Origin of the sequence: Agarivorans sp. Toyoura001, assembly GCF_005405585.1 — a bacterium.
GTDB lineage: Bacteria > Pseudomonadota > Gammaproteobacteria > Enterobacterales > Celerinatantimonadaceae > Agarivorans.
The window spans coordinates 499009-512394 of sequence record NZ_BJEQ01000001.1 but is presented as its reverse complement, the minus strand read 5'-3'; the positions used below and the strand labels follow the sequence as shown (position 1 = coordinate 512394).

Below are 13386 nucleotides of genomic sequence, written 5' to 3'. Positions count from 1 at the left end.
CATACAACTGCCATAAAATTGTTGCTTCTTTGTCACGTTCTACTTCTAGCCTAACGGCGAATAGAGGGAGAGAGCAATGATTTCAGCGCAGCAGGTACTTAATCAACATTACCCCAGTTTGTCACAGCATCCGCGACGTTATTCACTTGCCAAGTGGTTTTTTTCAAAAGTGTTATTTGAAGATGAGTTTCAATCATTTGGGGAAAAACATCCACACCTCAAAGGGGTTGCTTTTATCGACCAGGTGTTTACCGAGCTCAATATAAGCTATCGAGTAAGCCAAAATGAGCGTGAGCGGATCCCAAGTGAAGGGCGGGTAGTGATAGTGGCTAATCACCCTATTGGTTCCATTGATGGCCTCGCTTTGCTGCACCTAGTTAGCCAAGTACGTAAAGACGTAAAAATTGTTGCTAATGAAATTCTCTCTGCAATTAAACCCTTAGATGACTTATTACTGCCAGTAGATAATATGCGTCGCAATAGCCAACGTAAGCAGCTTAATGCGATTAAAGACTTATTAGATGAAGAAGGCGCGGTAATTATTTTCCCGGCTGGTGAAGTCTCTCGTTTAAAGGGGGTTAAGGTTCAAGACGGCAAATGGACCAAAGGTTTTGTCAGCATCGCTAAAAAAACCAATACGCCTTTACTGCCCATTTGTGTAAAGGCTAAAAATAGTCACCTGTTTTATTTGAGTTCTTTTATCTATCGTCCTTTATCGACTCTACTGTTGGTGAAAGAACTATTTTTTCACCGCAACAAAGTGTTCTCAATGGTGGTTGGCGAGCAAATACCGGTTAAAAGCTTTGGCTTAAGTGGTCTCGATCGTTCCACTCAGGCGCAGTTAATCAAAAAGCACTTGTATCGCATTGGTAATAATAAAAAAGGCCTGTTTCACACTGAAGCCGCTATTGCTCATCCTGAGCAACGCTTAGCGCTAAAAAAAGCCATAAAGCAGTTAGAGAAGATAGGCGAAACGCCGGACGGGAAACAAATTTGTATTTGTTATGGCAATTCCCAGCCGTTGATTTTGTCAGAACTAGGGCGCTTGCGTGAATTAGCTTTTAGAGCGGTTGGCGAAGGAACTGGGCGACGCACCGACACCGACAAATATGATGCTAATTATCTGCATCTCATATTGTGGGATGCTGAACAACTCGAGATAGCTGGTGCATATCGCTTTGCAGATACCAAGCGTTTAATTGAAGAACAAGGCATTAATGCACTGTATAGCCATTCCTTGTTTGAATATGATGTAGACACTAGTCACTTTCTTGAATTAGGAATAGAACTAGGCCGCAGCTTCGTTCAACCTAAGTATTGGGGGAAGCGCAGTTTAGACTATTTGTGGCTAGGTATTGGTGCATTTCTAGCACGGAATCCGCAGTACCGTTATCTATTTGGCCCGGTGAGTATTAGCGCGGCGATGCCAGAAGCAGGACGAGATTTACTGATTCATTTTTATCAGACCTACTTCCCCGCAACTAACAATTACGCGCGGTCTCGCCAGCCTTACCAATTGGCTAAGCAAATCAAAAATAGCATCAATATGTCGTTTAGTGGTGACGACTACAAAGCAGATTTTGCCCAGCTTAAAAGCGCCTTAGCTAGCATGGGCACAGCCGTGCCTACCTTGTATAAACAATATACTGAACTATGCCAACGTGGTGGTGTTCAGTTTATTGATTTTAACGTAGATCCCGATTTCAATCAGTGTATTGATGGTTTGGTATTGGTGGATTTACACCAACTTAAAGAAAAGAAAAAAGCCCGTTACATTGATGCCCACTTAGAAGACGCGTAGAACAAAGGCGGCATTAAGCCGCCTTTTAGAATCTACCATAGTGAGCTTTACTTACGGCGAAGCATCACCACAATTGCTACCGCGGCTAAGATCATTGGGTACCAAGCCGCACTTACCACGACTATTGGGCTTAACGAGAATAATGAACCTATTAACAGTGCTTGCGCGCCATAGGGAATTAAGCCTTGAATGACACAAGCAAAAATATCCATTAGGCTGGCGCTACGAGCCGCTTCAATCTGGTTTTCTTTGGCTAGTTGTTTAGTCAGATCGCCGGCCACTAAAATGGCTACGGTGTTATTAGCTACTGCTAAGTTGGTGAGCGCAGTAATTAAAGCAATGGCGTTTTGTGCGGCAAAAGAACGCGACTTGGCTTTGTTTACTCGTTTCCCAACCCATTGTTGAATGAAGCGTAAGCCACCCTGTTCGCGCATTAGCGAACTTAAACCGCCAATGAACAATGACAGTAAAAAGATTTCCTGCATGCCACTAAAGCCCGCATAAATGTCTTTACCAAAGGTTAATAGTGGGTAATCACCCGACAGAGTGGCAGTACCGCCAGCCAGCACAATACCACTGAACAAGACCACAAATACGTTCACCCCAAAAACTGCCATTAGCAAGATCACGAGATAAGGCAAAGCACTTAAAGGGTTGTTTATTGCTAGGTTTTCTAATTGTGCACTGTCATTTAACACAAACAATAGAACGATGGTTAGTAAGGCAGCAGGTAAAGCTATCCCTAGGTTTTGCCTAAATTTATCCTTCATCGCACAGCCTTGGGTGCGAGTGGCGGCAATAGTGGTGTCAGAGATAATCGATAAATTGTCACCAAACATAGCGCCGCCTAATACAGCACCGGCCATGTACACAGGATCTATTCCAGCGGTTTGGGCAATTCCCAAGGCTATTGGTGCAACAGCCGCTATGGTGCCCATAGAGGTGCCCATGGCGGTGGCAATAAGCCCAGCTACAACGAATATACCTGGTAGTAAAAACCAACTAGGTACGCCATTTAAAGCAAGGTTTACCACTGCTTCTGCGCCACCACTGGCTTTTGCTACCGCACTGAATGCGCCCGCTAATAAGTAAATCAAACACATGGTGATAATATTGTGGTTAGACATGCCCCCCACAAACTGTTCTATGGCTTGGTTGATATTGTGCTTGCTAAGTATTATCGCCAATACAATGGCTGGAATAATCGCAATAGGCGCGGGCAGTTGATAAAAAGCAAACTCAACCCCTTGCCAATGCAAATAGCTACCTACACCAATAAATAGGCATAAGAACAACATAATTGGCAGTAAGGCGCGCGCTGAAGCAGGGGCTTCTTGGGAATTTGAAGGTAACATTAGAACAACACTCTGAAATAGTAAGAGCGTTTAGTGTAATGAATTACAGAGCTCTGTCAATCTAGATGGCTAAACGTCTTTACCTCTTTTTGAAAGAACTAAAGACGTTTAGTTTGTTTAGCCGCTAGCTTGGCTTTGTTGCATTACCGTGGCTAAACGAATGACCGCTTGTTCTAAGTCCTTACTGTCTAAAGCAGTAAAGTTCAAGCGAATAGCTTGGTCGTTTACTGTTGAACGAGCAGGCCAAAACTCATCACCAGGGACTATAGCTACCTTAGCTTTTAGAGCCGCCGTTGCAATGTGTTGGGCTTGGTGTTGCTTTAAACGACACCAAACAAACATGCCTCCTTGCGGTACTGCAAAATCTACATAGTCGCTTAAGTGTTTTTGTAAGGCGCTTACTAGCGCATCGCGGCGGCTGCAGTAATGGGATTTAAGTTGTTCAAGGTGCAGGCCAAAGTCTGGGTGACTAATGGTTGATAGCAACATTTTTTGCATGGGCAGTGCCGAGTGAAGGTCACTGGCCTGTTTTACTTTTATGAGTGGAGCCAGCAGAGGTTTAGATGCCATAGCGTAACCAACACGCATACCCGGGGTCGCTATTTTTGAAAATGAGCCTAAGTAAAAAGCATCGCCTTTACACAATTCGGTCACCGTAGTTAAGGGTTCTCCTTCGTAACGCAGTTCACGATAGGGCGCGTCTTCCACAAATGCGACCTTGTATTTTGCCAGTAAATCCGCCACAGCTTGTCGTTTACCTAGGCTCCAACAACGGCCGCTGGGATTTTGAAAATCAGGCACTGCGTAAAAGAATTTAACGTTGTTGGCTGCAAGTACTTGTTCGAGGTGGGCTAAATTCGGCCCATCTTTTTCGCTATCAACAGTTAATGTTTCTGCTTCCGCTAAGTCAAAAATCTGTAGCGCTCCCAAATAGCTTGGCGTTTCACACAATACTTGGTCGCCGGGGTTTAGATAACAGCGAGCAATTAAATCTAAGGCTTGTTGAGAACCGCTGGTAATAATGACCTCTTCGGCGAAGGGTTTACTGGCGAGAATAAACTCACGCAATTCTGTTAATCCTTCGCTAGCGCCATATTGGTAGATGGTTGGCTGGTTGGCTAATTCCGCCGCAGCTTGAGCCAGTATAGATTGTGGAAATCGATGAGCATCGGGTAGGCCACCTGCCAACGACAACATACCGGGTTGTTGAATGACTTTTAATATATTGCGAATGTAAGACTCTTTAGTGTGTTTTACTCGATTACTTGGCTCTATCATGTGTGCTCAGTTGCGTTAGGCATGCTGTGTATTTGAGTTGACACAATAGCGAGTTTGTAAAATGTAGGTCTTAGTATTTATGTGCAAATACTTGTCCATTTGTGCTAATTTTTGAGACTTGCCAAGATACACAAGTGCCAGGAAGAACGATGTCGCTGAATACAGAGCTAAATAGACAAAGTCGAATAAATGATGTGTTGTATCATATCCATCAAACTATTTCTGAGCCGCAAAATGCGACTGAACTGGCGCAAATTGCTGCTTATTCAAGGTTCCATTTTCACCGTTGTTTTAAGCAACTCACTGGCGAAAATGTTAACGACTATATTCGCCGTACTCGCTTAGAGCGTTGCGCTAATCTATTGATCTTTTCTCCTGGGCTTACTGTGCAGGATGCGGCACTTCAATGTGGCTTCCAATCTCCGGCCTCTTTTTCTCAAGCATTTAAAAAGCACTTTGGCCGTTCGCCTAAGCAATGGCGAGATGGTGGTTATGACGATTACAGTCGTAAAAATTACCAGCAAAGCTGGAGCGAAGAGTTGCAACAGCGAATGCAACATGCCAAGCACCTATCATTGCCTATGGTCACTATTCAGCGCTTAGCACCACAAACTGTGGCTTATGTTAGGCATCAAGGTTAGGGCCGCAGTATTCGTCAAGCTTATGAAAAGCTGCAAATGTGGGCTGATAACCAAGGCCTTGAATGGCACCAGAATAGACTCTTAGGTTTGTACCATTCTAATCCCGATATTGTACCTGCCCCATTGTGTCATTATGTTGCGTGTTTAGCGGTAGACGTGCCTGTTTTGCGAAGAGGGCCTGTGAGTTGTTTAACCATACCAGGTGGAATGCATGCCACTTTAAATCTGTCTGGACAATACGGTGAACTGCTACCGATGTTGCATAAGTTTTATGTTGAGTGGCTGCCAGATAGTGGTTATCGGCTAGGTGATATACCGGCGTTTGTGCGTTACCAACGTTGTCAATTTATTGATAAGGATGAATTATTTGATTTACAACTTTGTGTTCCTATCTCTTTGTAGTTAAAAGATTTTACTTTTTGTTGTTATCGTTTTTGTTGTTTACTATTCTTTTTTAATATAATTGTTATTGTCATATTTATGTCACATCACGGTCATAAAATCTTCGCCCAATTTGGAGCCTAATAAGGCTCCTCTCAGGGAAGAATGCAGATTTCATTTACTGAACTGCTATTGGAGTTTTTATGCGCGTATCTCGATTCTCTCGGTTGTCGGCCTTTGCGTTATTGGCTGTTAGTGCAGTGCTCATTGTTGCGTTGTACTTTTCATTAGTTGAATTGTCTGTCTCAAATCAGCAATTACAAAACTATCAATCTCTTAAGTCTCAATTTAACAGCCAACTAGTGGCTAAGGTAAATAACTACCTTAACACCGGGAATGCCTTGCAACTAAGCGAAGCAGAAAGCTTACTCGAGGATCTAGTTGAGCAGTCAAAACAGCAGCAACTTAGTGGTTTATCGGTAATGCTTAAAGAGTTACTCACCGCTCTTCAAGAGCGTTATCTTGCCTTAGGTAAATTGAGCGGAAACGAACAGGGTCTATTGATTAATGCCGAGCGAGAAATGTTGGGCTGGGCCGATAGCACTGTGGATTACGGCCTAAAAGCGACAGGAAGCGACGCTACTGCTTATATTCAGAATGGCAGTGAATTAATGAATGCCTTAGTGAGCCTAGCCATGCAGCGCAATCGCTATTTCTCTCATCCTAGCGATGTGAGCAAATTGGCTTACGATGATGCGTTTATTCAAGTGAGTGAGTATGCAAGGTCTATTAACCGCCTACCTTTGCTGGGTGTGATGAGCGAAGTTGAAGTGGATGAATTTGCTTTAGGTGACCCTGAAGAGGCCAGTGATTTAGCTGAGGAGTTAAGAGGCGAACTACTGAGTTTGAGCCAGCGTTATCCAAGAGAGTTGCAATCAACCAACGCGCTGATTGAGCAACGGCTGGTTTTACGCAGCGCCTTAAGTGCCGACATAGAACAATTAACGCAGCAAATTTCTCAGGCCGAACAAGGCGTTATTGAACAAAGAAACATGGTGATGGCAAGCGTAGAGATAACCCTGTATAGCGTGGCTGGACTCATTGTATTACTGGCCTTTGTTATGCAGCTAGTCATGCAAACAGCGGTGCTTAAACCACTTCGCGAGCTGCGCAATGGTTTTGCCTTGTTGGTTGAAAACGGTAGTATTCAACGCTTACAAGTACGCCGAAAGAATACCGAAATCGGCGAAATTGCCACTTTTTTCAATCAACTTTTAGCTAAACAAGGCGATCTTGAAGAGCTTAAAAATCAACAATTGTCGGTTGTTTCTAGCTCCTTAGATTCAGTTTCAGAACAAGTTCGCCAAGTTTATTTAACCTCAGAGCAAACGGATCTGCAGGTGGCTGAATCACAACAATTGATGGAACAGTTACGCGCGCTAACAGAGCAGTTAAATCAAGTATCAAGTGATGTTGAAGACAACGCCAACGCTACCAAAAATGCCATGAACGAATCGCAGCAAGACGTTGAACAAGTTATTAGCGCCAGTAAACGTACAACGGCCTCGGTGGTAGAAGGGCGTGAATCACTGGCTACTTTGGTTACCGCCGTTACCGACGTAAGTGCCATTTTAGATGTGATTCGCGGCATTGCCGAGCAAACCAATTTGTTGGCACTGAATGCTGCCATTGAATCGGCGCGAGCGGGCGAGCATGGCCGCGGCTTTGCGGTAGTCGCCGATGAAGTACGTACCTTATCGATGCGTACTCAAAGCTCTTTAGAAGAAATTACCGGTATCTTAAATCAACTTAAACAGTCATCTAATAGCTTAGAAAACAATATTGGTGGCATAGAGGAAGCCAGCGAGCATCAGCAGTTGATTTCATCCAAGCTGATGGAAACCACGCATCAAGTACGTGAACAGGCCCAAACTTCAGCCAATGTTGCTCACCAAGCCAGCGAATATATTCGAGAGCAAAGTGAGCATGTCGACAGTTTTACCTCGAAGATGAATACCGTAAAAACGCAGGTAGAATCGGCCTATAAGCTAGCCACCAAAATTGAGTCAGATGTAAGCCTGCAAGTCACCACCATTGTGAACACCCTTAAACCCGCGTAAACAATAAAGCTAAGGGCTTATTGCCCTTGGCATGTTATACTGCAACATTGGCTCAGTTGGGGCCTATTGCATGCGAAAAGAGAGTGAAAATGCTAGAAATTGGACGCCTTAATCAATTAGCCGTGATTGAAATGGCTGACTTAGGTGCCTACCTAGACGGTGGCGAATTTGGTGACATACTGTTGCCCACTAGAGAGCTTAGTTCTGAGCTGGGTATAGGTGATGAGCTAGAAGTCTTTGTTTATCGAGATGGTGAACGAAATTTATTAGCCACCTTGAAAAAGCCACTGGTTCAGGTGGGTGAGTGCGCCAACCTACAAGTTAAAGAAATTAACGATGTAGGCATTTTCCTTGATTGGGGCTTAGATAAAGATTTGTTCCTGCCATTTAGCGAACAACAGCAGCCAATGGAGGTGGATCGCCATTATGTTGTATACGTTTATTTAGACAATGAACAACGCATCGCTGCCAGTAATAAGTTGGATCGCTTCATTGATAAATCTGACCACAAATATACGCGCGGCGAAAAAGTTAACTTATTAGTCGCTGGGCGTACCGAGCTTGGTTACAAAGTGGTGGTGAACAACCTGCATTGGGGCGTGTTGTATTACGACCAAGTCTTTAAACGTATTCGAGCTGGTTACGCGTGTGCTGGTTATATTCAAAAAGTACGTGAAGACCAAAAGCTTGATCTCAGTTTAGAGCCAATTGGTATTCAAAAGGCGATTGATATTGGCGATAGCATTATTGCCAAATTACATGAAGAGCAGGGCTATTTAGCGCTTAGCGATAAAAGCTCGCCTCAAGCAATCTCTGCGATTTTTGGCGTGAGTAAAGGCACCTTTAAAAAGGCTATTGGCAAGTTATATAAAGACGGCTTAATTACCATTAGTAAAACCGGTATTGTGCTTAACGAGAAAGACTAATTTCGGCAGAAATTGAGTTTAATAGCCCGCTTATGCGGGCTTTTTTGTAAGGCTAAACCCTAAATAGCTTCTTCAAAGTTATGTTCAGTCACTTCACCAGCAATCACCGTTAGTTCAACGTCTTGGTCTTGTGGGTCTGCAATAACAATAGCATCATAAAGTTCTGGGTCATCATCTACTGCGCTACAACTAAAGGCCAGCGTATAGTCCCCAGCGGGAAGGTGAGCAAAACTATAGCTATATAAGTTGGTTTCACTGTCTTGTTGCACCATTTTTGATGAATATGGCGCAACAATGTCAGTGGGTACTTCGGTATCAATTTCAGGGTCAAACTCATCACCCAGCACAGAAAACCCATCAATCGGTTGATTATATAAGTAAACAACGTTGCCGGTATCGGCTTGGCAATCTCCCGCTGAAAGCAGGTTTGGGTCAATGCTGCCAGAAATCTCGCCGACAGTGGTATTGTCAACAATAGTGACACCATGTGGTTTGAGGTTATAGCTTTGTCCATTGGCGGTGCTGACTAAAGATTTTCTTAAGTTGAAGTCAATGGTATAGGCTTGAGTGCCTTCGGTGGTCACTGTAAAACCGCCAAGACGCAGTTTGTTGCTAGGTGTCTTAAGTGGCAAAGTAGCATTGGAGTCTTCCACTACATTACAAAACTCAGTGCTCCCATTTTGATTTTGAGGACATTCAAAAGTATTGATGATTAATTCTCTATAATCACCCACTGGCAGTTCTGTATCACTAAGTACAAGCAGGCTTTCCCCGTTTTGGTAGTCCAGCAAATTAATAGTGATAGGGTCGCCATTGTCATCAACGATTGGCAGTTCTATATCATCTTCCCCTGTGCGCTCTAAGGTGATTGATGTATAGCTCACATTTACTTCTGCAGCGCTATCCACAGGTGCATCTGCTATTGAAAACGACACCATTGCAGTGCTTGGTGGAGTAATATCTGAACCACCATCGCCTCCACAGGCAATTAAACTAAGCGTTAACGACGCAATAAGCGATACGTTGAAAGTATTTTTCATTGGATATTCTCTATTTAGCGTTTATATCTGAATATGCGTGGTCTAGTTAATTTTTGTTATCTCGCCTTTAAGTATAGTTTTGTTGGCGACTCTCGCCATTTTAACACAGTAATAACTAAATAATCTTGTGTAGGGAGGAGCAGCTATAGCAGATAAAAAAAAGCCCAAACCATGTAGTTTGGGCGAACAATTGCAGTTAAGAATTACAGACTATAACGAAGCTTTAACTCGCTAGGGTGAGGGGCTAAATAGGCTTGTTTTGCCACATAGTGTTTTGGGTGCTCACGCAAATAGTGTTGAATAAGGCTGATTGGCACCAGCAGTGGCATTAAACCTTCACGATATTGATGGATCCGCTCAGACAGTTCTTCACGCTGTTGTGAACTTAGGTCGCGCTTGAAGTAACCTTGCAAATGTTGCAATACATTACAGTGATTTTTGCGGCTGCAGTTATGTTTGAGTATGCCCATAAAGCCTTCAATGTAAGCAGCAAAACCATGCTGGTTTTTATTGCTTAAACTGGCTACCAAGGGGCCTAGTTCACGGTATTTGGCAGGGTGATGCGCCATTAAGAGGTACTTAAACTTAGCGTGAAAGGCTTGTACTTTAGCGACCGTTAAACCCTCATGCTCCATGGTTTTCCACTCATGGAAAGCAAATACTCGGTTTACGAAGTTTTCGCGTAGCACTGGGTCGTTTAAGCGGCCATCTTCTTCTATTGGAAGCAGTGGATAAGCCTCCATTAATTTGGCAGTGAACAAACCTACGCCCTCTTTGCTGGCGTTGTTTTTTGCAGGAGAATATACACTTACCCGCTCCATGCCGCAGCTAGGTGACTTAGCTGCCACCACATAACCACTTAAATGACCAAGCTGAGGTAGGCGGCGGTCGGCGTAGTTGTTCATCTTTTCGCTAACATCAAAGCTGCCATCGCTAGCTTGAAGGCTAATCACGTCTTCATGTTGAACTAAGCGAATGGTTTTACGAGGAGTGCCCATACCAATGGCCATTTCTGGACAGGTAGGTTCAAAATCAAAGTAGTTGGCTAACTCGGTTCTGCAAAAGCGAGATTGTTTGTGGCCGCCGTCGTAACGTACTTCTTGGCCAAGTAAGCAGCTGCTAATTCCTACTGAAATTTTGTCGCTTGAGAATCGGTTCATAATGGCATCCCCTGAGAGTAATATTAAGTATTACGTAGCTCAGTGTTTTGCGATCACTATGAGTGAAATTATTTTTTAGTTTGTTGTAGCAAGTAGTTGGTTAAGCTTGCTGGCGAGTCTAGTTCCGGCGCGTATTAGTTGTCTCTCGAGGCTTGAGCGGTGTTGCTCGGCATATTCATCAGCCAGCTTGATGCTGGAGAACTGGTAAGCTGCGGGCACTAAGGCACGAGTTTCTTTTAGCCAGTCTTCATAACTACCTTGAGTGTTTGTTAGCGGATAACTTTGCGTCAAATATTGCGCATATTGCTCTACTGAACCGTGTTTGGTATCAAGCAGTTGGGTATCCCATACTCGGTGCAAATTAGAGGTTTTCCCGTACCATTTTACTCTTGTACTGTTCCCACCACGATCTTTGGCGTAGGCCACATGCAAGGGCTGGTGTAAATCGCCAACAAAATGAATGTAAAACTTTAAGGCTTGTTGGCGCTCTTCATTGTTTAAAGTTTGATCTAGCAAAGTGCTTTCAAAATACTTAAGTTGACTTAATACATCACCCTTACTGCTGCGTTTAGCTTGCTGAAGGCTTTGTCCTTCTGGAATGTTTATGTAATGCCAAGGTCCAGTATGCTTCCATAAAGCGGTTCTGCGTGCTTGGTCAGCCCAGGTTGAAGCGTTAACCAATGACTGCCCATTAAGTAGCAGTTCAATCTGATGGTTTGCTTGTGGGGTTAGTTGTTGCTGAGCGATATAGGCAATGAGCTGATGCCCAAGCACTCCAAAGGCATGGCTAGGTAAGCTAATGAGGGTAACAATGAAGAGTAAGGTTAAGCGGTTCACATAACATCCTTGAAAATAAGAAGGCGCTAGGGCGCCTTCTCAACAAGTTTATAATAAGCTTAGAATAGTCTCAGCACTGCTTACTTCAAAGCTCTTAGCCTGCTCAACATTAACAGTGCTAACGGTTAAATCATCGATGATGATGGCGTAACGCTGTGAACGAACGCCACCAAAACCCGCTGTATCCATTTCCAAGCCGAGGGCTTTAGTGAAGCTGGCATCGCCATCGCCCAACATCATTATTTGCTCTGCGTTTTGAGCTTCGCCCCAAGCATTCATTACAAAGGCGTCGTTTACCGATACACAGGCGATAATATCAATGCCTTTAGCTTTAATGTTGTCGGCTAACACTACAAAGCCAGGTAGGTGGGCCTCGGAGCAGGTGGGCGTGAAGGCACCGGGCACCGCAAATAACACTACTTTTTTTCCTGAGAATAGCTGGTGAGTTGAATGGTTTTGCATACCTTCTTGGTTTAGCTCGGCAAGATTAGCTTCTGGAATGGTTTGACCTACTTCAATCATGTTGCTCTCCATGTGTTGTTGGATACATCGTATTATTCGTAATAACTTTTAAGCGCGGCTTTAGCCTAGAGCGAATAAGCGCTGCTCGCAAGTTACTGCATATTATGGTTCGCAGCAGGCTAACAACTGCTCGCTAAGGTGCGTTTGATCAAGGGCTTGCGAGGCAATCAGCTCGATGCGATTTTCTTCACTAGGCGCTAAGGTTTGTAACTTACCTTGGCCGTTAACTTGATTAATTAGTAATGTGGCTTGTGGCGTTTGTAACACCGCTTTACAGCGTAATAAATCTAAAGATTCGAGCCAAGTGAGCAGTGCAGTTTGCTTAAAACGAGTGTTAGCAGGAAGCTGCCAACCCAGCGAATAAACACCATCTTGATGATGCTGCTTAACGGCAAAGGGCTGCGGTTCCCCAGCAATTTCTGGGTTATCTTCAACCCTTGGTGTGGCGATTGAATTTGCAGTGAGCGACCAGGACTTTAATTGAGGGGATAGCTTAGCTACTGGGCTCAATAACACACTCATATCTAATTGACCATGTTGGCTATATACAAGGGGTTTATCTTGCAGGCCTTGGTGATGTAGGTAATTGGTTAAGGCAAGCTTGTCTTGCGCTTGATACAAGTCATTTTTACTTGCCACAATAGCGTCGGCAATGCTTAACTGCGCCGGAAAGTTCTCGTGTTCAGTGTAACGTTTATCGGTTAATACGCGCGCGTCAACTAAGGCTAAGCTTGTCCCTAATTGAATGGTACCTTGCTTAGCCAGCTGTTCTAAACGTTGCTTAATATTGACCGGGTGCCCTAAACCTGTGGGCTCTATGATTAAGCGTTGCGGCTTAGCCAGTTTGATTAGTTGGTTTAAGGCGACTAGAAAAGGTACACCGGCAGCGCAGCATAAACACCCTCCGGGAACTTCTTTTATAAACACATCTTGTTGCGGTTGTTGGGCTTCTAGTAAGGCTGCATCTAAACCTATTTCGCCAAACTCATTGCTCAGCACAGCCCAGCGCTCATGCTTGGGTTTGTTCGCCAATAAGTGCTGAATTAAGGTGGTTTTTCCTGAGCCCAAGAAGCCACTGACTAAATGGCAAGGAACGGCATCAGCAATAATTTTCACGCCAGTTTACCTACATTAAGTATCTAAATATTCGTTAATTTACAGTAACACAGTTAATGCGAAGATTAGCCTTGGCTGGAGTAAGGGGAATGGTTTACTTGAGCTTAGTGGGTCACGTTTAATCGGTAAAATGTAGATTGAACAAAATCTTCTGCCTGGTCGGATTTTTTCTAAGCATACACACCCGATTTGAAATACATGTACTGGCC

Annotated in this window: 12 protein-coding genes; 5 read left to right on the top strand and 7 right to left on the bottom strand. The window is 43.9% G+C overall.

What is annotated here, in order from left to right:
- The first annotated feature begins 76 nt into the window (after positions 1-76).
- Positions 77-1801, top strand: a complete 1725-nt coding sequence (locus FFR00_RS02380) for a lysophospholipid acyltransferase family protein (RefSeq protein WP_137671752.1) — start codon at positions 77-79, stop codon at positions 1799-1801.
- Positions 1802-1848: 47 nt separating this feature from the next.
- On the opposite strand, the gene FFR00_RS02375 is transcribed toward FFR00_RS02380, so the two are convergent.
- Both FFR00_RS02375 and FFR00_RS02370 read right to left on the bottom strand, forming a co-directional pair.
- Entirely contained in the window at positions 1849-3156 is a 1308-nt protein-coding gene (locus FFR00_RS02375; RefSeq protein ID WP_137671751.1) for a Na+/H+ antiporter NhaC family protein, read from the bottom strand.
- 117 nt (positions 3157-3273) lie between these two features.
- Complete coding sequence (locus tag FFR00_RS02370; protein ID WP_137671750.1) at positions 3274-4434, bottom strand: PLP-dependent aminotransferase family protein; 1161 nt, start codon at positions 4432-4434, stop codon at positions 3274-3276.
- A gap of 149 nt (positions 4435-4583) precedes the next feature.
- Here FFR00_RS02370 and FFR00_RS02365 point away from each other — a divergent pair, with 149 nt between their 5' ends.
- From FFR00_RS02365 to FFR00_RS02350, 4 genes are all read left to right on the top strand, one after another.
- Positions 4584-5075 (top strand): helix-turn-helix domain-containing protein, encoded by a 492-nt coding sequence (locus FFR00_RS02365; RefSeq protein WP_137671749.1) that lies wholly within the window; start codon positions 4584-4586, stop codon positions 5073-5075.
- A gap of 9 nt (positions 5076-5084) precedes the next feature.
- Entirely contained in the window at positions 5085-5477 is a 393-nt protein-coding gene (locus FFR00_RS02360; RefSeq protein WP_255437670.1) for a GyrI-like domain-containing protein, read from the top strand.
- A 182-nt stretch (positions 5478-5659) separates the two neighbouring features.
- The gene (locus FFR00_RS02355) at positions 5660-7576 is read left to right on the top strand and encodes a methyl-accepting chemotaxis protein (protein WP_137671747.1); all 1917 of its coding nucleotides are present in this window, start codon (positions 5660-5662) and stop codon (positions 7574-7576) included.
- Between the two features lie 89 nt (positions 7577-7665).
- Positions 7666-8502 carry a S1 RNA-binding domain-containing protein gene (locus FFR00_RS02350; RefSeq protein WP_137671746.1) on the top strand — a complete coding sequence of 279 codons (837 nt, stop codon included), beginning with the start codon at positions 7666-7668 and terminating at the stop codon, positions 8500-8502.
- A 59-nt stretch (positions 8503-8561) separates the two neighbouring features.
- Here the strand turns inward: FFR00_RS02350 and FFR00_RS02345 are convergent, their stop codons facing one another.
- From FFR00_RS02345 to FFR00_RS02325, 5 genes are all read right to left on the bottom strand, one after another.
- Complete coding sequence (locus FFR00_RS02345) at positions 8562-9542, bottom strand: DUF4382 domain-containing protein (protein ID WP_137671745.1); 981 nt, start codon at positions 9540-9542, stop codon at positions 8562-8564.
- A 203-nt stretch (positions 9543-9745) separates the two neighbouring features.
- On the bottom strand, positions 9746-10702 hold the full coding sequence (locus tag FFR00_RS02340; RefSeq protein WP_137671744.1) for a DUF523 and DUF1722 domain-containing protein: 957 nt from the start codon (positions 10700-10702) through the stop codon (positions 9746-9748).
- A gap of 75 nt (positions 10703-10777) precedes the next feature.
- Positions 10778-11539: a S1/P1 nuclease gene (locus FFR00_RS02335; protein WP_137671743.1), complete on the bottom strand. Its 762-nt coding sequence runs from the start codon at positions 11537-11539 to the stop codon at positions 10778-10780.
- A 48-nt stretch (positions 11540-11587) separates the two neighbouring features.
- Complete coding sequence (locus FFR00_RS02330; protein ID WP_137671742.1) at positions 11588-12061, bottom strand: peroxiredoxin; 474 nt, start codon at positions 12059-12061, stop codon at positions 11588-11590.
- Positions 12062-12163: 102 nt separating this feature from the next.
- The gene (locus tag FFR00_RS02325) at positions 12164-13177 is read right to left on the bottom strand and encodes a GTP-binding protein (protein ID WP_137671741.1); all 1014 of its coding nucleotides are present in this window, start codon (positions 13175-13177) and stop codon (positions 12164-12166) included.
- Positions 13178-13386: the final 209 nt, after the last annotated feature.